The following is a 21424-nucleotide window of genomic DNA, read 5'->3' as shown; positions in this document are numbered from 1 at the left end:
TTGGAGAAGCTTAACAAAGGATGCTAACGTCATTTTAGCACAAACATCCTATCTTGTAAACTCACAGTCCCCAGCCCGCCTTTTACGGCAGGCAGGAGGCCTGTATGCTTACTTCTTCCAGAAGATGTAGTGATCCTGCACTGTAGCGGCGATCTCGTCCACCTGCCTGCGCTCGATCACGCTGAGCAGCTGGCGGTGCAGCTCTACGAACCGCTCGATTTCCGCTTCGCCCTTGGCAAGCACCTTGCGGGTGGTCTCCAGACGGCTGGGCAGCGTCAGCCGGGTGATATACTCGGTGATGGTGGCCAGCATGGGGTTCTGGGCCGCATTGGCGATCTGGGTGTGGAACCGGCTGTCCAGCTCCAGCGCCTTATCCACCGAAGGCTCCGGCGAGTGCATTTCGGCAGAAAGCTCGCCGAAGGTGCGGTACAGGTCCGGCAGAAAGGATGCGATATCCTTGCGCTGAATGATAATATTCAGCGTACCGATATCAATTACGGAGCGCAGCTCCACAAATTCCTGCCAGCTGTTCTTCTGCAGGATGATGCTGTACAGCATCGGGTCCAGCATTTTCTGGTTGTAGTTTTCGCTCACAAAGGTGCCGTCGGCACGCTTGATGTACAGGATGCCGTAGGCCTGCAGCTTTTTCACAGCTTCCCGCACCGAGTTGCGGCCCGCGCCGAACTGCTTGCACAGTTCCATTTCGGTAGGCAGCTTGTCGCCCGGATGCAGGGTGCCGTCGATGATCTGGGAGATGATCCCATCCATGACCTGATCGACTACAGACTTTACCGCATTCTTCTGTTTTTCAGGATGTTCCATTGACATAGTTCCGCCTCCAAATCCGGTTTTGTGGATATTCGGGGTCGTTCAGCGTGGAACGTTCCGGGGCAGAAAGCCTCCAAACATCACACGTTGAATTTCCGCCACTATTTTACCATATCTGAAAAGCGGACGCAACGGTTACGCCATCAAATAGGTGGGCAGCAGGATCAGCTGGGGGAAGGCGACCATCAGCGCAATGCAGACGAAGGTAGCTGCAATAAACGGCACCAATGTGGGGAACACCTCGCCGACCGTAACATCCATCAGATCGCAGGCAACGTAAATACACATGCCCACCGGAGGAGTGACCAGACCAACACCGATGACCACGGTGATCAGGACGCTGAGCACGATGGGGTCGATGCCCACACCCAGAGCAATGGGATACAGGATGGGCATGAACAGGGTCAGCGTTGCGATGGACTCCATGAACATGGTGACGATGAAGAAGATCAGCAGGATCATGATGAGAATGACAGTGGGGTTGGTGGAGAAGCCCAGCATGGTCTTGGCCACCCACTTATCAAAGCCCGCAGTGGTCAGCATGACGGTGTACAGCTTTGCAGCGCCGATAACGATGAAGATACGGCCGCTGGTGCGGACGGTCTCTGCAAAGGCAAACTTGATGTCCTCCCACTTGAGTTCGCGGTAGATGATGCCGCCGGCAAACAGACCGTAAACAACAGCGATCACGCCTGCCTCGGTGGGGCTGACGATGCCCATGGTGATGGTGCCCACGATGATGATGGGCATGAGCAGGGCGGGCCAGCTCTCCCACAGGCCATGCAGCACGGGGCCGATGGTGAAGTGGCCCGGCTCCTTGGGCACGCCTTCCTTCTTGGCCATGAAATAGCTGACGATCATCTGTGCCAGACCGCACAGGACACCGGGGATGATGCCGCCGAGGAACAGCTTACCGGTGGAAATGCCGCAGATACCGGCAATGACCACCATGGGGATGGACGGAGGAATGATGATGCCGATGGTGGAGGAAATGGCGGTAACGGCAACGGTAAAGTTCTTGGAGTAGCCCTTGCGCACCATTTCCGGCATGAACATACCGGAAACGCCTGCGGTATCGGCAACAGCGGAACCCGAGATGCCCGCAAAGATCATGCTGGAAAGCACGTTCACGTGAGCCAGACCGCCGTAGATGTGGCCGACGATGGAGTAACAGAAGTCCATCAGGCGCTTGGAAATACCGCCCTTGGACATGGTGAAACCGGCAAAGGTGTACAGAGGGATGGCCAGCAGTGCAAAGCTGTTCATGCCCTCAAACATGCGCTGGGCAATGGTGACGGTGCTGCCGCCGCCCAGGAACAGGATGCCGCCGATGGCGGACAGGCCCAGACTCATGGCGATGGGCACGCCCAGAAACAGCAGAACGAAGAATGAGATCAGCAGCCATGCGATCATTTGGATTTGCCCCCTTCCGGTTTTGCGGTCAGTTCAACGATCAGGTTGAGAACGGCGGACAGGATGCACAGCACACCGGCAATGGGGAAGATGGTGTACACCTGACCCATGGTGAACTGCGGCATGGTGGAAACGGCCTGCTTTGCGCGGGTGCACAGCTGGTAGCCGCCGTAGGTGACCATGACGTAGAACAGGATGATGAACACATCACGGATGATGACAACGATCTTTTTGCCCAGCGGGGTCTTACCGAGGATGGAATCCACCACTTCCACGCGGAGGTTGGTGCCCATGGCGTTGATGCCGATGCAGGCAATGAGCATGGACCAGACGTTCAGATACTGGCTGCTCTCCATGTACCACTTGAAGCCGCCGATGCCGGGGATCAGGCGCAGCACAACGTTTGCGAACAGAATTACCATCATAGCTGCGCAGAGAATGGCGGAAATGAGGGTGGTGATCTTGTCCAGAGTGGTTTGCAGTTTTTTCACAGTACAAACTCCTTTCCAAGTGCGATTCAGATAAAATGCAAAGGGACGAAGGGCACGCCCCCTCGTCCCTTTGCTTCGGTTTTATTTCAAGGTTTTCTGGTCAGTGATCTCAGCGGGCTTCTTTCCATGCCTTCAGCTGATCCAGCAGGTCGCCGTAGGTATCAGCGTTGTCGGTCAGGACCTTTTCGGTCGCAGCTGCAAACGGAGCCAGTTCCGGGCTGTTGATCTTCATGCCCTTCTCTTCCAGAGCGGAGACCAGGTCGTTGGTCTGCTGCTCGTTCAGCTCACGGTCGTAATCGGCAGATGCCTTTGCAGCGTCGGAAACGATCTGCTGCTGGTCAGCGCTCAGCTTGTTCCAGCTGCTCTCGGCAATGGTAAAGCACATGCCGGAGTAGATGTGGTTGGTGATGCTCAGGTACTCCTGAACTTCGTAGAGGTTATTGTTGTAGATAACGGGGATGGGGTTCTCCTGTGCATCGTAGGTCTTCTGCTGCAGAGCCTGATACAGCTCAGAGAAGCTCAGCGGCTGGGGGTTGGCACCCAGAGCGGTCATGGTAGCCATGATGACAGGGTTCTCGGGGGTGCGGATCAGCAGACCGTTCATGTCGGCAGGGCTGTTGATGGGGCCCTTGGAGTTGGTCACGCAGCGGAAACCGTTGCAGTAGTGGGCCAGCACACGCATATTCTGGCTCAGCAGACCTTCCTCGGCGGCAGCCTCGATGTCGCTGTCCATGAATGCCCATGCATCATCGAAGGTCTCGAACTGGAACGGCAGTGCGGAAATGCCCATCTTTGCATCGTAGGTGGCAAAGTTGGAAGCGTCGGTGATGATGATATCCACCGTGCCGGAATCCAGAGCGATGGAGTTGATCAGGTCAGCATCGCCGCCCAGCTGGCCGGAGGGGTACAGCTGAACTTCCACAGCGCCGCCGGTCTTTTCGGCAACTTCTTCTGCAAACTGCTTTGCGCCCTTTGCACGGGGGTCTTCTTCGTTGGTGGAGAAGCCCAGCTTCAGGGTGATAGCCGAACCGGAAGCGGCAGCGGAAGAACCGGTGGAAGCTGCAGTAGAGGCAGTGGAAGCAGCAGTGCTGGTGCCGGAGCCGCCGCAGGCAGCCAGACCCAGAGCAGCAGCGGAAATACCGGCCACCTTCAGAAAGTCACGACGGGAAATCATCTTTTTCATAAGAATTCTCCTTCAAAAAATATCTTCTCCTGAGCCGGTCTCGTGCTCCGGCTCTTGTTCCTTTTTTAAATGGTGCCCTTCTTTTCCAGCGCCTTTTTCAGCTCGGCTGCACCAAAGCGGGGGCTGCTGAGAACCACCTTGCTAAACTTATCGGCGATATACTGTTCGCAGTAGGCCATGCTGCCCTGTGCAAACACAATTACATCCACCTTGTCGGCAATGGTACCGGCCATCTCGGTCATGCGGGCCTTGAACTGGTCCTGATCCAGACCGAATGCGCCATCCACCAGACAGTCCACCAGCTCCACGTGTCGGTTGCACTCGCGGGCCATGCGCAGGATGGTGCCCTTGGTGGGTTCCAGAGTGGTGGGCAGGGTGGCCATAACGCCGATGCGCTGGCCCTTGCGGACGGCCTCGCGGCACATCTCCTCGTCCACGCGGACGATGGGCACACCAATGTACTTTGCCACATCCTGTGCACTGTCGGCAACTTCGCCCACGCTGCTGCACAGGTTCAGCATGGCATCCACGCCTTCCTCAGCGGCCTTCATGTACATGCCGATCAGGCGTGCTGCCGGTGCAGTGGTCACATAGCCTGCCGCGCGGACATCTGCCAGAATGCTGGGGTCCTGCAGGCTGTACAGCTCCACATCATCGCCCAGCTGCTTTTTGACTTCCTGCTCCACCAGTTCGATCAGTTCCGGGGTGGTGCTGGTATAAATCAGACCTACCTTCATAACGGAAAAGCCTCCTTTTGTTTTTCGCGTTCTCGTGCCGGACAAGCCCGCAGCAAAGGTTCTTTGCTACATCCTACCTTTAGTTCAATCTTAACAGCTTGTCCGTCTTTACATCCTACCATTAGATTACTCTTCGGCCCGCAAAAAGTAAATTGGCGAATAGCCGATATTTCGGGCCGGTTTTGGTCGTTCTGCACAAATGTGGGATGCAAGTGGTGAAAAATTCGCTTCTTTCTGGACATCATCCCATCTTACGGCGTATAATACCCTTAAAGAAAAAGACAGGGAAGGAGCCACCGGAACATGAATCCGTTTCAAAGTGATAACATCTGGAAAAAGAAGGCCCGGCAGGGCAAGGCGCAGCAGCATCCGCTCACGCCACAGCAGGAGTGGCAAAAGCAGGTGAACAGCAGCAGCCTGTGGCTGGGCGGCGGCGTGGTGCTGCTGGCACTGTATCTGGCCGCTGTCCGTGCCGGCACCGTGGCGCTGGACGCAAGCGCCGTCGTGCTGATCGTGGTGGTGGGCTGCTTCTGCGTATACACTGCCGCATCCCTCGGCAGGCTGATGAAGAACAAGCCGGAGGAAAAGGCAGCAAAGAAGAAAAAGAAAGCCAAAAAAGAGTGATCGTTCCTTTAAAATGGCTCCGCGTGCGCTGCGCCATAAACAGCGGAATTATTATTTTTGTATATTGTAAAGCCGGAATGACTGCGGTCATTCCGGCTTTGCTTTTTCACGGGAAAGGGTCGTAACAGGTAGTGGCATTTGCTTCGCAACCCGGTCTGCGGCTCAAAAGTCCCACTGGGGCTTTCATGCCCTGCGGGCACCGCCGTCCTTTCTGGTTCTCTTTTGGCGCGCAAAAGAGAACGTATCCGGCGGCAATGCATTCTATAAAAGCCATACAAACCTGCCCCACACGAATACCCACTGCACAAGAAGCATCTTATCTTCGTGAAAAAGCAAAACAGCCAGACCCGCGGAACTTGTCGGGGCAAGGCCCCTCCATCTTGCTCCCGCAAGAACGTTCTGCCGCTTGAAAGCCCCACTGGGGCTTTCATTGCTGCGCAACCGCGGTCTGGCTGTTTTGCAATCATTAAAAATAATTTTTCCGCTGAATATGTCCAGAGCGAAGCGGAGGACATTCTAAATCATCAGAGTGTCAGCCCAGTAAAATTTCCACCGCTTCCCGCAGAGTGGGCACTTCGCCCACATTGCCCGGGAAGATGATGTACGGCGTGCCGGGGAACAGGCTTTCGGCACCGGTCTGCCATACCGGGATGCCCGGCCGGATCTGGCCCAGCACCTTGGCGCATTTTACGCGCAGGGCCTTCACGCCCACGTCGCTGCTGGTGATGCCGCCCTTTGCCACCACAAAAGTCGGGGAAGCGGTCAGCCTGCCCACGCAGCTTTGCAGTGCATCGCTGATGGCAACGCTGCGCACGAGGGCTGCTTCCGGGGTGTCGTCCGGCAGGGTGAGCACCACGCGCTTTGTGGACACGCAGCAGGTGATGCCCTTTGCGATCTGCTGTGAGCAGTGGGCCACGATGGCGGCTGCTTCCTTTTCCAGCTCGCCCGGCACCAGCACCTTGTCGCTGTCCATCTCAATAAACTCGATGCCCTGTACTTTTTTCAGTTCTTCCAGCTGGGCAGTGGTCTTTTTGGTGTGGCTGCCCACCACGATGATGCCGCCTGCCTTGCTTTCCTGCGTGACCATCTTTTCCCGGGTGAGCAGCGGCTGGTCGGAAATATTGCCGATGGCCTTGACCAGTGCGGCCGCACTGCGGATGGTGAAGTGACGGCCCTTTGCCATGGCGCGGTACAGTGCCACTGCAAACACCTTCACGTCGCAGTCCGCCACTGCGTTCACGATCACATGGCCGTAATCGTGCACCGCCAGCAGCTGGGCCTCGATGCCGTCAAAGTCCATGGCGCGCAGGCTTTCCAGCGAGATGCAGGTCACGTCTCCTGCACGGACTTTGCCGCCGGTTTTTTCCTCAATGTATTCGCACAGGTTGCTGGCGTGGTAGCCAAAGGTCTCGTCCTTGGCAAATTCGGTCTGGCCGCAGGGCACAAGCTCTGCGCCGTAGCGCACATAATGCACGTTGTCCAGTGTAAAGCGTCCGCCCTCGCGGAAGTAGGGGCACAGGATGTCGCCATCCATTTTGTAACCGTTCTCAGCCTCCGTCACCTCGCGCAGCAGGTCGGTCTCCAGCGGGTAGTGGCCGCGCAGGGTGGAGTCGCCGCGGCTGATGATAAGGTAGTCCATGCCGAACTCGTGGGCCACCTTGGCGGTGTTCTCCGCGATCTCGCGGTGGGCCTTGGTGGTCTCGGCCACGGTAAAGCCGCGGCTGTTGGTCAGAATAAAGAAGAGCTTTTCCGGCGCAGCAAAGCCCTTGCGCAGGCTTTCTACCGTCCAATCTGTATAAACATAGATATCATGTACCGTCTGTACGCCAGTAGGGTCGTCGTCCAGCACAATGATCTTGCGGTTGCTGGCGGCAGCTTCGGCGGCAAGGGCGGCGTTCAGTTTTTCCTCATCCACCTGCGGAAAATTGGCCAGAACATCGGCACTGCGGATCTGTTCCATCTGAAGCTCCTCCTTTATTCGTACAGCACCTGTGCGATCAGCACCAGCGGCTCGTCGCCCAGGCAGGCGATCTGGTGGGTGTCGCCGGGCATGGCGGCAATGATGTCGCCCTTCTCCAAGATCTGCTCCTCGCCGTTGATGATGTGGACAGCGCGGCCGGAGACGATGACCATGCTTTCCATCTCGTGCTCATGCGTGTGCCTGCCAATGGTCACGCCCGGTGCCAGCGTGTGGCGCACGTACGCGCGGCCCTTGCCCAGCATTTCGGCAGGCGCATCCAGCAGGCGTTCCATCATCACGGTGCCCTCGCCGCCCATGCAATGGGGGATCGGAGTGGGTTTCATCTCAGAAGCTTTCTTATACAACATCCCATGTTCCACCTTTCAAGTCATCTGCAGCAGCATACGGCAGAGTGTTTTTAAACATCCTACCTTTCAAGTTAAGTCCATTATACATGAGCGCAAGCGGAATAGCAAGATTTTTTCCTGAAAAGCTGTTCAATTTTGTGCAATGCGTTTTGTGCAATCTGGCTGATATCCCGCCGTTTCTGCCCCGCAGGCATACAAAAAGCTTCCCCGCCGCAGGCACACAGCCCACGGAAAGGGAAGCTTTTGTCTGATTCAATTTCGGGTGCATCTGACGGAAGTAGTACACCGCAGCATAACACTCCGCTTTCCTTTTTTCGGATCCCGAAATAAATTGGAACTCTGCACCTGTTCAAGCTGCAGTTTTTGTGTTTTTTTCAGAGAATCCGTTTTTTGTTGCCGGAGCAGCGTTTCTTTTGTATAATGGCAGTGATGGAAGGCCGATGCCTTTTGCAGATTTTTGATCACGACGTTTCAAAAGCGAGGTGTACTGATTATGGAATGGGCAAAATTGCTGTCAACTGAAAAACTTTCTTCTGAACCTCCTGAGCCCGATTCGTTCAAGGAGTATCCCATCAATGCATTTGAAAAGGACTACAGCCGGATCGTTTCCAGCGCTGCATTCCGCAGGCTGCAGGATAAAACGCAGGTGTTTCCTCTGGATAAGAGTGATTTCATCCGAACCCGCCTGACGCACTCGATCGAAGTCTCCACGATCGCCCGGCAGCTTGGCATCATGATCTCCAAAAACACAACACAGTACAAGCCAACTGATATTGCCGTTCCGGAGGATGCCGAAGCCATCGCATCAGTCCTGCTCTGCGCCGGCCTTTTGCACGACCTCGGCAATCCGCCCTTCGGGCATTTCGGCGAGACCGTGATCGGTGACTGGTTCAAAGAGAACCTCGACCATGTAAAATACAAAGGACAGCCCCTTCGCAGCTGGTTATCCGAGCAGATGATCGCTGATCTGGAAAATTTTGAGGGCAATGCACAGGCGCTGCGGATCCTGCTGAAAGCAAAACACGGTTCCAGCCTCAATCTGTCCAAAGCGATCATCAGCACGCTGGTAAAATATCCCACCGACTCCTGCTCCGTTGATAAAGGCAGTGCGGATATCCGAAAGCACAAACTCGGCTTCTTCGCTGCAGAACAGAAGACTTTTGAGCAGATCTCGGAAGCGGTTGGGACCGCCACTCCCGACAAAGGCATCGTGCGCCATCCGCTGACCTACCTGCTGGAAGCAGCCGACGACATTGCATACTCTACTGCCGATCTGGAAGATGCCTTTAAAAAGGGCCTGTTCACCCTTGACCAGTTCATTGAATATTACACAAATTCTTATGACCATTCAAAGATCGTTTCCCACAGAAGCCCTGAGTACTTCTCCGATGAGCAGATCCAAGAGCTTTCCAAGCAGCGCGGTGCAGACCACACCCCAGAAAACGACAGCGCTGCATTTAAAAAATGGCTCACCCAAACGCGTCAGTGGCTGATGTATGTAGCCATCTACCGTTTTTCCTGCAAATATAAAGAGATCATGGCCGGGACCTACTGCGGTGATCTGTTTGAAGGAACCAATCACGCCATCACCATTGACATTCTGAAAGGGGCCATGCGGAAATTTGCCTTCGATACGCCCGGTATCCTGAAACTGGAGCTGTCCGGACAGGTCATTCTCGATTTTCTGCTGGATCATTTTGTTCCCGCCGTGCTGTACTATGACTCTGCATACTGCACCGACGGACAGGCACCTTCCAAGGCCGACAAAAAGCTTCTCGCCATCTTCTCCGGCAATTACAAGCAGGATTACCAAAACACCCGAACCGGCACGGAACCTTTTGACTTGTACCTCCGGCTGCTGATGGTCACCGACTATATCAGCGGCATGACAGATTCCTATGCCCGCACGCTGTACCGCGAGCTTAGCGGTATTGAATAACGCTGCCATGTTCAGATCCCACGTGCCCGGTTCGTCTGCCGCTTATGGGCTACGGCATGATCGTTCAAAAACTGCTGATACATCACTCTGGAAGCCTCGCACAACTTCAAATCAGGTGCCAGCTTTTTTACGAAGACACTGCTTGCGAATGCGAACGCCTTTTGAATTGCAAAATGATTTTTCAGTTGCTATACTGGGCTTATCGAAAATTTTCGGGAGGATGCTGCAATGACCGCACAGACAATGCAACTCGGGAACCGACCTTGCCGCATTTACGGCGAAGCCCATGCAAAATACCTGCTGCTCCAAATGACCGGCGAACACGAGCTGCAAAGCATGGAAAGCGAGGTTGCCGCTATTGCACAGAGTGCGCACCACTTTTTGTTTGCAGCCATTCCAGTGAAAAGCTGGAACGATGCACTTTCCCCGTGGGAAGCCCCTGCGGTGTGGGGCAAAGAAAGTTTCGGCGGCAATGCAGCGGAAACCCTGCGCTTCCTGACAGAACAGGTCATTCCCACACTGAAGCAACAGTATCCTCTCCCGGAAAACGTCAAAATCATTCTGGGCGGCTACTCGCTGGCCGGGCTGTTTGCATTGTGGGCATCCACCCAGACAGCGTTGTTTTCCGGTGTTGCGGCTGCTTCGCCTTCCGTATGGTTTCCGGGATGGATGGAGTTTGAACAGCAGCACCCGATGCAGGCACAGTGCATTTACCTGAGCCTTGGCGACAAGGAAGAGCATACGAAAAACGCTGTCATGGCTGCGGTAGGTGATAACATCCGCACCCTGCACAGCCGGCTTATAGAGCGTGGCACAGACTGCACGCTTGAATGGAACAGCGGCGGGCATTTCAAGGATACCGACCTGCGCACGGCAAGGGCGTTTCGGTGGGCGATGGAGGAAAGCCGATGAATATTTTGATTGATGCAGACGGCTGTCCGGTTGTCGATTTGACATTGCAGATTGCAAAACAGTTCGGCGTTTCTGTCATCATCCTGTGCGACACCGCCCACCAAATCGAGCGGGAAGGTGCGCAGACGCTGGTGTTCGATAAAGGGGCTGACAGCGTAGACTTTGCCCTCGTCAACCGGGTAAAGCCGGGTGATATTGTCGTAACACAGGACTATGGGCTGGCGAGTATGTGCCTTGCCCGGTGTGCCAGAGTGCTGAATCAGAACGGCTTGGAGTACACTGCTGACAACATGGATGCCCTCATGCTGCGGCGGTACGAAAACAAAAAGCTCCTTCGTGCCGGCAAGCACCCGAAGGGGAGTGCGAAACGGACGAAGGAGCAGGATGTGAAATTTACGGACACACTGAAAAAGATTTTGAATTGCAAACATTGATTGATTTTCATACATATCACCGCGGATGGTCTTTTTTAGAAGATTTTCGCTGTATCTCCCTGTATTCAGCACCCGTCCTTGCAACTTTCTACCCAATATGATACTATTCTATAAAATCTCTTATTCTTCTCAGAAGCTTAAACAATAACGGTAAAATGACATGGAAGTTTTGCTTACAGGAAACACGATGTTTCTGACAAAGGAATGGATCGAGGAAGCCTTTCCCGATGATCACGTTCTGACGACACATCGCAAAGACGATATGCTTTCGGACACTCGCATAAAATCAGTTATTCTGGATAGCAGGCAGCTGTTGGATCGGCTTTACACTACCTACGATTTTGACCGGATCGTCTACTTTTCAGAATATCTGTTGCCTCACAACAACCCGGAAGGCGAGCTGGATCGGCTTCGCCGCGTTTTGCAGGAGTTCCGGGAGAAGGAAGTGGAGCTGATCTACTTTTCCGGCCCGGAGAGCGTCCTGACACCGCCCACAAGTCAATCCATACTGACGCGAACGGCAGAAGAGCTTTGTCTGCACTATGCAAAAACAAGCAAGATCCAGGTCAAGGTTTTCCGGCTTCCCTACATCTACAGCATTTCGGCAGCTGGGCCGAAATGCTTTGATCGGCTTTTCCAGCAGATCCCCACCGAAAAGGTTTCGTTTGACGAGCAAGCCGCGCAGCCTGTTTGCGCACTCTGTTTTGACGAACTGGCCAGCCTTGTAAATCGCGTGTTTGATACATGGACGCCTCAGCCGGAGCTTTTCACGCTTCCGGGGGTATTTCACATCGACTACCGGATGCTGGGCACCGCGCTGCAAAAACTACGCCCGACACTGGAAGTGACCTACGGTACCGATACGCTCCAGACGTATCCTGCAGACGACAAGGTGGTACGCAACCGATATGGGTGGTTTCAACGCTATTGTCTGCTGGACGACCTGCCACAGATCTATCATGCATGGCAGAAAAGCCAAACGCCGAAAAAGCCGCTGCTCCACCGGATAGTCGATACTCTGCGCAATCAGATCCGGCTGCTGCGCTTTCTCGAGATCTTGTTGGCATCGGGGGTCACGGAACTTCTGGTACAGCTTACCCACACAGACGCGCAATTCCAGATGGTTGATTTCCGGTTGGCTTTCGTAATGCTTATCGGCACTGTATACGGCCTGAACGCCGGTGTGTTTGCAGCTTTTCTCGCGTCTCTTTCTTTGATTTTCGGATACTTTCGGCAGGGAATGACGCTTGTACTGCTGTTTTACGAGCCGTCCTACTGGCTGCCGTTCCTTATTTATTTCATAATAGGTGCTTCCTGCGGATATGTGCAGCTGCGCAATACGGAAACCTCGCGCTTTGTACAGAATGAAAACAACCTGCTGCGGCAGCGGCTTCAATTTACGCAGGAGCTCTATGAGGACACCTTGGAGGATAAGCAGCTTTTCCGGCATCAGATCCTTGGCCGCAGAGACAGTTTTGGAAAGATCTATACTGTAACGCAGCAGCTGAACACCCTGCAGCCGCAGGAGATTTACCGCAAGACCATACAGGTCATGGAAGATATTTTGGAAAACCACAGCCTCACGATCTATCACTTGGAAAAGGGGTATGCCTTTGCGCGGCTGACCGCAGCAAGCTCCGGATTGCAGCCTGCTCCTGCCCGTTCACTTGCCGTTGATAAATACATCGATGTGTTTCGTGCCATTGAACAGGATGGTGTGTGGGTCAATCGGACGTTTGCTCCGGATCTTCCCATGTATGCAGCCGGTGTACGCCAGAACGGTTCGATCGTAGTGCTCATCAGCCTGCGGACAGCCGGGGAAAACCAGATGACACTCTATTATCAGAACCTGTTCCGCATCCTGTGTGGTCTGGTAGAAACCGCACTGATCCGCGCTTTTGAATATGAAAGCGCCATTCAGGAAACATGGTATCTTCCGGGCACCTGTCTGATGCGGCCCGTGCCATTCGCGGAGCAGCTCGCAAACGCCTGCACCTTACAGGAGGACAAGATGGCGCAGCATCTGCTGCTGCGCGTCTCCGGTAAGTTTGCAACTTCAGAGGAATTTTATGCGCAGTTGGAGCGCAGCATCCGCAGCAGCGATATTGCCGGACTTGGCACAGACGAGAACGTTTACCTGCTGCTGAATCAGGCCACAGAGGAAAACCTGCCGCTCCTTACCCAGCGCATGGCCGAAAAAGGATTTCAGGTCACATCTGTATCGTTGGATGGACAGCACCGCCTGATCGCTGCTGCAAAAAAGGATCCTGCTAATGAATGCTAGTATTTCAACATTGGTATTGTTACTTCTTCATCTTTTGGTCTGTCTTGTGCTATGGCTGCTTATACGCTGCGGCATTCTGGATATAAAGGGATACTTTTTTCCGGTGATTCTGTTGATCCCCATCTGGGGACCTTTGTGTGTTCTGATCCTGCACACCAACCGGGCATTATTTGGCGATGACCTGCTGGAAAAGACGTTGGAAAAAATGCACATCAACGAAGAGATCCACCGAAGCATTCTTGTTCCCGGAAACGCAGACGAGGAGCAGGTCATTCCGCTGGAAGAAGCTCTTCTGGTAAACAACCCCCTTCAAAAGCGGCAGCTGATCCTCTCAGTTCTGACAGAAGCTCCTACCAGTTATTATCACCTTTTGCAGCAGGCCCGGCTGAATAACGACAGTGAGGTTGTGCACTATGCTTCCACTGCTCTGGCGCAAATTTCCAAGGAAGCTGATCTCACACTGCAACAGCATGAACAGCAATATGCTTCTGACCCGGACGACCCTGATATCCTGTGCAGTTACTGCGATTATCTGGAAAGCTACATCGAATCCGGGTATGTGCAGGGCCGTGCGGCCGAGATCCAGCAGCGCCAGTTGGAGCGGCTGCTGAAAAAACGCATCGGCACGCGTCGGGATTTTACCTTGGGGTGCAAGCTGGCTTCTGTCCAGTTAGACTTAGCGGAATATGATACCGCCCGCCAGACCATTGACACACTTTCCGAACGCTGGCCGCAGAGAGAAGAGCCTTGGCTGCTCCAGCTGCGAATGGCCGCCATACTGCACAATGGCACTGCGATCCAGGACATTCTGCACAAAATCAAGGAGCAGAATGTCTATCTTACCTCCAAAGGACAGGAAATCGTAAATTTCTGGTATGGCAAAGAGGATTCCAAATGAAACTCCGCTTTCTATCAAAACTAAAACAATTTCGCTGGAGCAAACTGCTGCTGATCTGGCTGGTATTTCTGCTGATTGCCGGCGTGCTTTTTGCAGAGCGCTGCGGCATAAAGTATGCATCAACCAATTTCAAGATCGATTACCTGAGCCGGACCTCTGTGCTGCCGGCTCAAAATGCGTTATTTGGCCAGCCAGTCACCAATCTCCTGTTGTATGACAGTACCCAAGACAATGTGTCCGAGGCAAAAAAGCAGTTTGATCAGATCCTTCTGGACATGAAAGTCAGTACACAGACAGTGGATATTTCCAAATCGTCCACTCTCCTTCCGGACTTTTCCAATTACAAGACGGTTGTGGTGTTAGTGCCTGATCTGGATGTACTGGGACAGGATCTGATCACTTTGATGAACTGGGCACAACAGGGCGGCAGCATCCTGTTTGCTATGACGCCGAGCAAAACCTCCTATTTTGACGTGATTTCTCTGAAACTGGGTGTGCTTTCCTCTTCCTGGAACTATAAACTTGCAGAGAGCATCGTTCCTGCGGAGGAATTTATGCTTGGCGGTGGACAGCGCTATGAATTCAGCGACCCGTTTGAATCCGCTCTGAGTGTCAGCCTCCGGGAAGAAGCCACAGTGCATGCCCGTACCGGAGACGAGGGCACGCCGCTGGTGTGGAGTGTTTCACTGGGCAGCGGAAGAATCGTGGTAGACAATATCGGCATTTACGACAAAATCATGCGCGGTATCTATGCAGCATCCTTCAGCTTGCTATGCGATGCCACTGCTTACCCTGTCATTAACGGTTCCGTGTTCTATCTGGACGATTTTCCTTCTCCTGTTCCCGGCGGTGATGGTACCTATATCCGCAGAGATTACAGCATGAGCATCAGCGACTTTTACAGCAAAGTCTGGTGGCCGGATCTGGTGCAGCTGGCGCAGAAATACGGAGTTCGTTTTACCGGTGTCATGATTGAAAACTACGAGGATGACACCGTGGATGAACCGACGCGTCAAAAAGATACACAGCAGTTTCGTTATTTTGGAAGCCTTCTGCTGCGGCAGGGCGGCGAGATAGGGTTTCACGGTTACAACCACCAGCCTCTGGTGCTGCCAAATACCGATTACAAGGGTCTGTACGCCTATCGGCAGTGGCCCAGCGAAGAAGCCATTACAGCCGCCATGGAAGAGCTGATTGAATTTCAGCAAACCGTTCTCCCTTACACGAATGGCACGGTATATGTTCCGCCCTCCAACATTCTCTCTGCCGAAGGCCGACGGGTGCTTGGCACAAAAGTTCCGCAGATCCGTACCATTGCCAGCACCTATTTTAAAGACGGCACAGATCTGCCCTATGTACAGGAGTTCGGTGTGGCAACGGATGGTATCGTGGAGCAGCCTCGTATCGTGTCCGGTGGTATGGTTGGTGATACTTATATGCGCCTAGCGGCTATGAGTGAGCTGAATATGCACTATGTCAGCACGCATTTTATGCACCCGGATGACTTGTTGGATGAAGACCGCGGTGCAGCGGAAGGCTGGGAAGTGTACAAAGGCGGTCTGGAGGACTATCTGAAATGGCTCAGCACCTCTGCACCGGATCTTCGCCGTCAGACCGGGACCGAGTGTTCCGGTGCCATCCAACGGTACGCGCAGCTGACCGTTGCGCTGGACAGCACCGACACCGCGTGGACCCTGCATCTCGGCAATTTTATCGATGAAGCATGGCTTTTCTTCCGTGCCAATGAAGGAACGCCCGGCCGGGTAACAAATGGCGAGCTGACCCACCTGACCGGAGATCTCTACTTGCTGAAGGCCACCGCCGGAACGGTGCACATTGAGCGGAAAGGAGCATGAGCTGAATGCGGATCTGTCTGATTCTGGAAGGTTCCTACCCTTATGTGCATGGAGGTGTTTCCACCTGGATGCACGCCTATATTCAGGCCATGCAGGAGCACGAGTTTGTGCTGTGGGTCATTGGCGCAAAAGCGGAAGGACGCGGCAAATTCGTCTACGACCTTCCATCCAATGTTGTTGAGGTGGAAGAGGTATTTCTGGACGATGCCTTACGCCTGCACGGAGAACATGTGCCCGTTTTGTTTACCGAAGAAGAGCGTACTGCCTTGCGGGAATTACTGCGGCTCGGAACGCCGGACTGGGACGTGCTGTTCCGGCTGTTTCAGCAGAAAAAGGTGCATCCTCTCTCCTTTTTGCAGAGCCGGGAGTTTATGAAACTGTTTACCGATATCTGCTTGGAGGAATATCCCTATGTCCCCTATGCTGACGCTTTTCACACCATGCGCTCCATGCTGCTGCCGGTGTTGTACCTGCTGACCGGACGCGTGCCAAAAGCGCAGATCTATCATGCGATCTCCACCGGATATGGCGGCCTGTTGGCCTGTCTGGGCGGCAGCATGAACCATGCGCCGGTGCTTCTGACAGAGCACGGCATCTATACGCGCGAGCGCGAAGAAGAGATCATCCGTGCCGACTGGGTCGTTCCCTCTTTCAAAAGCCGTTGGATCCGCTTCTTTTATATGTTGTCCGAGGATATCTACCGCAGAGCGTTCCGGGTAAGCAGTCTGTTCTATAACGCCCGCCGTACTCAGATCGAAATGGGCTGTGATGGCAGCAAATGCATCGTTATCCCCAATGGCGTGCAGTATCAGCGCTTTTGCGACATCCCGCTCAAGCCTGAGGACGGTTGGGTCGATATTGGCGCTGTAGTGCGTCTGGCCCCTATCAAGGATATCAAAACCATGATCTACGCCTTCTTTGAGCTTTCCTCCCGGGTTCCGCAGGTTCGCCTGCACATCATGGGCGGCGTGGACGATGAGGACTATGCGCAGGAGTGTTATGCCCTGGTGAAGCAGCTCCGGCTGGACAATCTGATCTTTACCGGACGTGTGGACGTGGTGCAGTACATGCAAAAGCTGGACTTTACTATCCTGACCAGTATCTCGGAAGGTCAGCCACTTTCCGTACTGGAATCCATGGCTGCACGCCGCCCCTGCGTGACGACTGAAGTGGGCTGCTGTCGGGAACTGCTGGAAGGCGCGCCCGGCGATGATCTGGGGGTAGCAGGGTACTGTGTGCCGCCCATGTACCGGCAGGGTCTGGCGGATGCCATGGAACGGATGTGTGCCAGCCGTGCCCGTCGGGAAGAAATGGGGCGCATCGGTCAGCAGCGCGTAGACCGATATTTTCATCACGAACAAATGTTAGACAACTATCGGAAGATGTACCAGGCAACTGCAGAGCATTTTCATTTGGAGTAACAAATGGCAGGAATCGGATTTGAATTAAAAAAGTTATTTCGGCGCAAGGGTTTGTTTGCATGGCTGCGCGCCTACGGCTATGCCGGCATCATCTGCACCGGACCGATGCTGCTGGGTATTGCGCTGCAGCTTGGTATTCTGTTGCTGTGCAGCTGGGCCGGGGCCGAGCGTACCCAGCAGGACTTGCTGGTGTGTATGGTCACCTATACGCTGCTGTCCTCGCTGACTGTCACCAGCTTTTTCTCCATGCCTGTGACCCGTTATCTGGCCGATATGCTGTACGAAGAACGCGAGGATGCAATTCTCCCCTCTTTCTGGGGATCCAGCGTCCTGATGCTGCTGATTGGCTGCACCCTGTACGGCATCTTTCTGTTGTTCTCCGGAGCAACGCTCCTGCAGGGGCTGTTATGTTTATGGCTGTTTGCCGAGATGATCCTGAACTGGAACGGCATGAGCTACCTGACCGCTATCAAAGATTACCGGGGCATCCTGTGCTCTTTTCTGGCGGCGATCGCGCTGTCTTTCGGGCTGGGATATCTGCTCGTCTTTATTCTGGGTGCTCCTGTACTGGAAGGCATGCTGTTTTCCATTACGATGGGGTATGGCCTGATGATGGTGTGGGATGTGGTGCTGCTCTACCGCTATTTCCCGCAAAGTGATGACAGCCCATGGACCTTTCTGCGCTGGGTCGATCGGTTTCTGCCTCTGGCGTTTACCGGCCTGTGCACAAACCTCGGCCTGTTCTCCCATCTGGTCCTGTATTGGTCCGGGCCGATTGGCGTGCAGGTAAAGGGCCTGTTTTACGGCGCACCTTACTACGACGTTCCGGCTCTGATCGCCTTTTTAAGCATCCTGATCACCAGCATCAACTTTGTGGTGTCTGTAGAGGTAAACTTCTATCCGAAATACCGGGATTATTACAGCCTGTTCAACGATGGCGGTGTTGTGGGCGATATCGTTACCGCTGAAGAAGAAATGCTGGCAGTGCTCAACCGGGAGCTTCGCTTCACTGCCCTCAAGCAGCTGTTCTGTACGGCAGGGGTCATTTCACTGGCGGGCACGCTGCTGAATCTTTTACCGCTTGGCTTCAATGATCTGATGCATGGCTATTTCCGGACATTGTGCGTGGGATACGGCTTATACGCCGTTGGCAATACGGTGCTGCTGATCCTGCTTTACTTTACAGATTATCTGGGTGCTGTTCTGGCGGCAGCTGTGTTTGCAGCCAGCACCACTGCCTTTACCCTGCTCTCACTGCTCTTCAACACAGCATTTTATGGTTTCGGATTTCTGGCAGGTGCAGCGCTTTTTTATCTGGTTGCTCTGTTTCGTCTGGATGCCTTTACCGCCAACCTGCCCTATCGGGTATTGGGTCAGCAGCCTATCGTAGCCGAAACCAAAGAACATCTTTTTACACGCCTTGGCATTTTTCTTGAAAAACAGGATGCCAAAAACAGCAAGGCAGACCATCAGGAGGGAAAATCGATCACATGAATGAGGAGTTTCTGATTTCGCGCCGCAGGATGCTGGGGTTGAGCGTTGCGCTGGCTGGTCTGTGCGCAGGCTGCGCAGTTTTACCTGTGGAAAGTGACAGCGCCGGATCCGCTGCCGCCAGTGCAGAAAGCAACCAGTCCATTGAAAAGGCTCCCGCATCTGAAATCAACAGTGTCCACCTGCGCGACAACGCAGAGCTGTACAACGTCTACGATGACAGCGGCATTGTGACGATGTATCTTACCGTGAGCCGCGGCAATGACAGCGAAAATACAAACCACAGCTGGGCAGAGATCAACCATTATTCCGCTTACGACTACACGGCGATGGGCGTAGCACGCTATCAGGTGAATGGTCTTTTGCAGGTGGGCGATGAAAACGGCCCCCTTGCCGGCGAAGTTGGTTACGATACACTTGCCCCAAATGCCACGGTACAAATACGCGGTCAGACTTCCAGCCGTTATACTCAGAAAAACTACAAGGTCAAATTAAAGAAAAACAAAGGCAGCTGGCGAGGCCAGCGCACGATCGCACTGAATAAGCATCAGGGTGAGGGACTGCGCTTCCGTAACAAAATGGCCTATGACCTTATTAAAGGCATCGACCAGATGATGGGCTTGCGCACCCAGTTCGTTCATCTTTATGTGAAGGATCTGACCGATAGCGCCAGCGGTGTTTTTGAGGATTATGGTTTGTACACGCAGGTAGAACAGCTGAATAAAACAGCCCTTAAGGCGCACGGTGTGGATCCAAACGGACAGCTGTATAAAATCAATTCTTTTGAGTTCTACCGATATGAAGATGTCATTCGTCTTACAACAGACCCAGCATATGACCAAACTGCGTTCGAAAAGCACTTGGAGATAAAAGGAAACAGCGACCATTCCAAACTGATCAAAATGCTGGATGTTCTCAATGATGAATCCTCTTCTATGGACGATGAGCTATTTGTAACGTACTTTGATAAAGAAAACATTGCATATTGGATGGCATTTCAGTTGTTAACCGGCAATACGGACACCCAAAATCGCAACGTCTACTTGTACAGCCCTCAAAACTCCAGCAAATGGTACTTGTGGGACTGGGACAATGACGGTATGCTCCGCCGCCGGGAACGTGAGATCATTAACTTCTCCGACTCCGAAAGTTGGGAACGTGGTGTAAGCAATTACTGGGGCAATGTCCTGTTCCGGCGCTGTCTGCAAACGCAAAGTTACCGCGATATGCTGGATACCGCCATGAAGGAGCTTTATGCTTACATGAATGAGGAACGCATTCAGTCCATGATGGAGCATTACCGAAGCGTAACGGAAAAATATGTCTGGCAGATGCCGGACCGAATGAACGTTCCCATCACACATGACGAATACGAAGAGGTCCTGAAAAGTATCTGGCCGGAAATTGATGAAAATTATAATTACTATTGGGAGAGCTACCGCAAACCCATGCCATTTTATATTGGCGAGCCGCAGGTGGTAAACGGCTCCCTTCTGCTGACCTGGGACCCCTCTTATAACTTCGAGATTGAAAACATTTACTATACTGTTGAGCTTGCAAAGGATTATCTGTTTACGACTACGTTCTTTCGGCAGGAGAATCTGATCCTGCCAGAGCTTACCATGGATACGCTCCCGGCCGGGCAGTATTTTTTGCGCGTAAGAGCGACCAATGCCTCTGGTTATACGCAGGATGCCTTTGACTACTATGTTACCGAAGCAGGCAAGCATTATGGCATGCTCTGCTTTTACGTCCAGCCGGACGGCAGCATTGCGGAGGACACCTATGAAGATGTCTAAGCCTCAGATATCGATGCTGTATCATCAGTTGTTGGCTCCTCCACGATGCACAGGCACAGAGCACTATCGTCATGAACTAAAGTATCTTATCTCGTGGGCTGACAAGGCCGAGCTGACCGCGCGGATGTCCCCTATCCTCAAACTGGACCCCCATGCAACGAACGGCGGCTACTTCATTCGCAGCTTATATTTTGACGATTACTGGAACACCGCTTATGAAGAAAAGGATGCCGGCGTGCTGCTGCGCAAGAAATACCGCATCCGCATTTATAACTGCAGCGACCGCAGCATCAAGCTGGAGCGAAAGAAAAAATTTGGCAGTTATATCTATAAAGAAGCCGCGCCTCTGACCCACGCAGAGTTTGATTCCATTCTCGCCGGGGACTATGATTTTCTCCTGCATAGCCGTTACCGCCTGTGTCAGGAGTTCTATACCGAGTGTATCTGTAACATGCTGCGTCCCCGTGTTATTGTAGACTACGACCGCGAGCCATGGATCATGGATGCCGGTACGGTACGCATCACCTTTGATACGGATGTACGCGCCGCGGTTGGAAGCCGGGATATCTTCGACTCCACGCTTCCTGCGCTTCCGGTGCTGGAACCGGGTAAGCTGGTAATGGAAGTAAAATTTACAGAATATCTGCCCCAAATCGTCCGGAATCTTCTGCCGCCCCGTGCGCAGGAGCTTACGGCTGTATCAAAATATGTCCTCTGTTGTGACAAAACCGCCTATATGAACGGATTTGCTTACTGGCAGGAGACCTGAGCCCTATAGAAAGGAAC

General features: G+C 53.5%; 18 protein-coding genes. 11 read left to right on the top strand and 7 right to left on the bottom strand.

The window, feature by feature from the left end; all coding sequences use genetic code 11:
* Positions 1-108: 108 nt before the first annotated feature.
* The 5 genes from DW937_RS05550 to DW937_RS05530 form a co-directional block, all read right to left on the bottom strand.
* Positions 109-828 (bottom strand): GntR family transcriptional regulator, encoded by a 720-nt coding sequence (locus DW937_RS05550; RefSeq protein ID WP_120120369.1) that lies wholly within the window; start codon positions 826-828, stop codon positions 109-111.
* 135 nt (positions 829-963) lie between these two features.
* Positions 964-2241: a TRAP transporter large permease gene (locus DW937_RS05545; protein ID WP_120120368.1), complete on the bottom strand. Its 1278-nt coding sequence runs from the start codon at positions 2239-2241 to the stop codon at positions 964-966.
* Positions 2238-2732 (bottom strand): TRAP transporter small permease subunit, encoded by a 495-nt coding sequence (locus DW937_RS05540; protein ID WP_097774526.1) that lies wholly within the window; start codon positions 2730-2732, stop codon positions 2238-2240. Before DW937_RS05540 ends, DW937_RS05545 begins: the two co-directional genes overlap by 4 nt.
* A gap of 109 nt (positions 2733-2841) precedes the next feature.
* Complete coding sequence (locus DW937_RS05535) at positions 2842-3915, bottom strand: TRAP transporter substrate-binding protein (RefSeq protein ID WP_120120367.1); 1074 nt, start codon at positions 3913-3915, stop codon at positions 2842-2844.
* 65 nt (positions 3916-3980) lie between these two features.
* Positions 3981-4652, bottom strand: a complete 672-nt coding sequence (locus tag DW937_RS05530) for an aspartate/glutamate racemase family protein (RefSeq protein ID WP_120120366.1) — start codon at positions 4650-4652, stop codon at positions 3981-3983.
* A gap of 303 nt (positions 4653-4955) precedes the next feature.
* On the opposite strand from DW937_RS05530, the gene DW937_RS05525 reads away from it, so the two are divergent.
* Positions 4956-5276: a hypothetical protein gene (locus DW937_RS05525; RefSeq protein ID WP_097774523.1), complete on the top strand. Its 321-nt coding sequence runs from the start codon at positions 4956-4958 to the stop codon at positions 5274-5276.
* Positions 5277-5808: 532 nt separating this feature from the next.
* On the opposite strand, the gene DW937_RS05515 is transcribed toward DW937_RS05525, so the two are convergent.
* Positions 5809-7236 carry a four-carbon acid sugar kinase family protein gene (locus DW937_RS05515; RefSeq protein WP_120120364.1) on the bottom strand — a complete coding sequence of 476 codons (1428 nt, stop codon included), beginning with the start codon at positions 7234-7236 and terminating at the stop codon, positions 5809-5811.
* A 14-nt stretch (positions 7237-7250) separates the two neighbouring features.
* Positions 7251-7604 (bottom strand): cupin domain-containing protein, encoded by a 354-nt coding sequence (locus DW937_RS05510; RefSeq protein WP_097774654.1) that lies wholly within the window; start codon positions 7602-7604, stop codon positions 7251-7253.
* 493 nt (positions 7605-8097) lie between these two features.
* Between DW937_RS05510 and DW937_RS05505 the strand changes: the two genes are divergently transcribed.
* From DW937_RS05505 to DW937_RS05455, 10 genes are all read left to right on the top strand, one after another.
* Positions 8098-9543, top strand: coding sequence for a deoxyguanosinetriphosphate triphosphohydrolase (locus DW937_RS05505; RefSeq protein WP_120120363.1), 1446 nt, complete (start codon positions 8098-8100; stop codon positions 9541-9543).
* A 243-nt stretch (positions 9544-9786) separates the two neighbouring features.
* Positions 9787-10455 (top strand): alpha/beta hydrolase-fold protein, encoded by a 669-nt coding sequence (locus tag DW937_RS05495; protein WP_120120473.1) that lies wholly within the window; start codon positions 9787-9789, stop codon positions 10453-10455.
* Positions 10452-10889: a DUF188 domain-containing protein gene (locus DW937_RS05490; protein ID WP_120120362.1), complete on the top strand. Its 438-nt coding sequence runs from the start codon at positions 10452-10454 to the stop codon at positions 10887-10889. The genes DW937_RS05495 and DW937_RS05490 overlap by 4 nt, the downstream gene beginning before the upstream one ends.
* 187 nt (positions 10890-11076) lie before the next feature.
* The gene (locus DW937_RS05485; RefSeq protein WP_120120361.1) at positions 11077-13173 is read left to right on the top strand and encodes a DUF4118 domain-containing protein; all 2097 of its coding nucleotides are present in this window, start codon (positions 11077-11079) and stop codon (positions 13171-13173) included.
* 103 nt (positions 13174-13276) lie between these two features.
* Positions 13277-14071 (top strand): hypothetical protein, encoded by a 795-nt coding sequence (locus DW937_RS05480; protein ID WP_120019959.1) that lies wholly within the window; start codon positions 13277-13279, stop codon positions 14069-14071.
* Positions 14068-15927 carry a DUF2194 domain-containing protein gene (locus tag DW937_RS05475; protein WP_120019958.1) on the top strand — a complete coding sequence of 620 codons (1860 nt, stop codon included), beginning with the start codon at positions 14068-14070 and terminating at the stop codon, positions 15925-15927. Before DW937_RS05480 ends, DW937_RS05475 begins: the two co-directional genes overlap by 4 nt.
* A gap of 5 nt (positions 15928-15932) precedes the next feature.
* The gene (gene pelF / locus DW937_RS05470) at positions 15933-17348 is read left to right on the top strand and encodes a GT4 family glycosyltransferase PelF (RefSeq protein ID WP_118527519.1); all 1416 of its coding nucleotides are present in this window, start codon (positions 15933-15935) and stop codon (positions 17346-17348) included.
* A 3-nt stretch (positions 17349-17351) separates the two neighbouring features.
* Positions 17352-18842 (top strand): exopolysaccharide Pel transporter PelG, encoded by a 1491-nt coding sequence (gene pelG, locus DW937_RS05465; RefSeq protein WP_118527517.1) that lies wholly within the window; start codon positions 17352-17354, stop codon positions 18840-18842.
* Positions 18839-20638, top strand: coding sequence for a CotH kinase family protein (locus DW937_RS05460; protein WP_120120360.1), 1800 nt, complete (start codon positions 18839-18841; stop codon positions 20636-20638). Before pelG ends, DW937_RS05460 begins: the two co-directional genes overlap by 4 nt.
* Positions 20625-21407: a polyphosphate polymerase domain-containing protein gene (locus DW937_RS05455; protein WP_097776861.1), complete on the top strand. Its 783-nt coding sequence runs from the start codon at positions 20625-20627 to the stop codon at positions 21405-21407. Before DW937_RS05460 ends, DW937_RS05455 begins: the two co-directional genes overlap by 14 nt.
* Positions 21408-21424: the final 17 nt, after the last annotated feature.

Origin of the sequence: Faecalibacterium sp. AM43-5AT (assembly GCF_003603345.1) — a bacterium.
Taxonomy (GTDB): domain Bacteria; phylum Bacillota; class Clostridia; order Oscillospirales; family Ruminococcaceae; genus Faecalibacterium; species Faecalibacterium taiwanense.
Note: the sequence above shows the minus strand (reverse complement) of the source record. Positions and strands in the feature narration are given on the sequence as shown.

What these genes read in the sequence shown, in the direction of transcription:
- DW937_RS05550 (WP_120120369.1), bottom strand. Translation starts at nt 828, where the DNA reads ATGTCAATGGAACATCCTGAAAAACAGAAGAATGCGGTAAAGTCTGTA.
- DW937_RS05545 (WP_120120368.1), bottom strand. Translation starts at nt 2,241, where the DNA reads ATGATCGCATGGCTGCTGATCTCATTCTTCGTTCTGCTGTTTCTGGGC.
- DW937_RS05535 (WP_120120367.1), bottom strand. Translation starts at nt 3,915, where the DNA reads ATGAAAAAGATGATTTCCCGTCGTGACTTTCTGAAGGTGGCCGGTATT.
- DW937_RS05530 (WP_120120366.1), bottom strand. Translation starts at nt 4,652, where the DNA reads ATGAAGGTAGGTCTGATTTATACCAGCACCACCCCGGAACTGATCGAA.
- DW937_RS05525 (WP_097774523.1), top strand. Translation starts at nt 4,956, where the DNA reads ATGAATCCGTTTCAAAGTGATAACATCTGGAAAAAGAAGGCCCGGCAG.
- DW937_RS05515 (WP_120120364.1), bottom strand. Translation starts at nt 7,236, where the DNA reads ATGGAACAGATCCGCAGTGCCGATGTTCTGGCCAATTTTCCGCAGGTG.
- DW937_RS05510 (WP_097774654.1), bottom strand. Translation starts at nt 7,604, where the DNA reads ATGTTGTATAAGAAAGCTTCTGAGATGAAACCCACTCCGATCCCCCAT.
- DW937_RS05505 (WP_120120363.1), top strand. Translation starts at nt 8,098, where the DNA reads ATGGAATGGGCAAAATTGCTGTCAACTGAAAAACTTTCTTCTGAACCT.
- DW937_RS05495 (WP_120120473.1), top strand. Translation starts at nt 9,787, where the DNA reads ATGCAACTCGGGAACCGACCTTGCCGCATTTACGGCGAAGCCCATGCA.
- DW937_RS05490 (WP_120120362.1), top strand. Translation starts at nt 10,452, where the DNA reads ATGAATATTTTGATTGATGCAGACGGCTGTCCGGTTGTCGATTTGACA.
- DW937_RS05485 (WP_120120361.1), top strand. Translation starts at nt 11,077, where the DNA reads ATGTTTCTGACAAAGGAATGGATCGAGGAAGCCTTTCCCGATGATCAC.
- DW937_RS05475 (WP_120019958.1), top strand. Translation starts at nt 14,068, where the DNA reads ATGAAACTCCGCTTTCTATCAAAACTAAAACAATTTCGCTGGAGCAAA.
- pelF (WP_118527519.1), top strand. Translation starts at nt 15,933, where the DNA reads ATGCGGATCTGTCTGATTCTGGAAGGTTCCTACCCTTATGTGCATGGA.
- pelG (WP_118527517.1), top strand. Translation starts at nt 17,352, where the DNA reads ATGGCAGGAATCGGATTTGAATTAAAAAAGTTATTTCGGCGCAAGGGT.
- DW937_RS05460 (WP_120120360.1), top strand. Translation starts at nt 18,839, where the DNA reads ATGAATGAGGAGTTTCTGATTTCGCGCCGCAGGATGCTGGGGTTGAGC.
- DW937_RS05455 (WP_097776861.1), top strand. Translation starts at nt 20,625, where the DNA reads ATGAAGATGTCTAAGCCTCAGATATCGATGCTGTATCATCAGTTGTTG.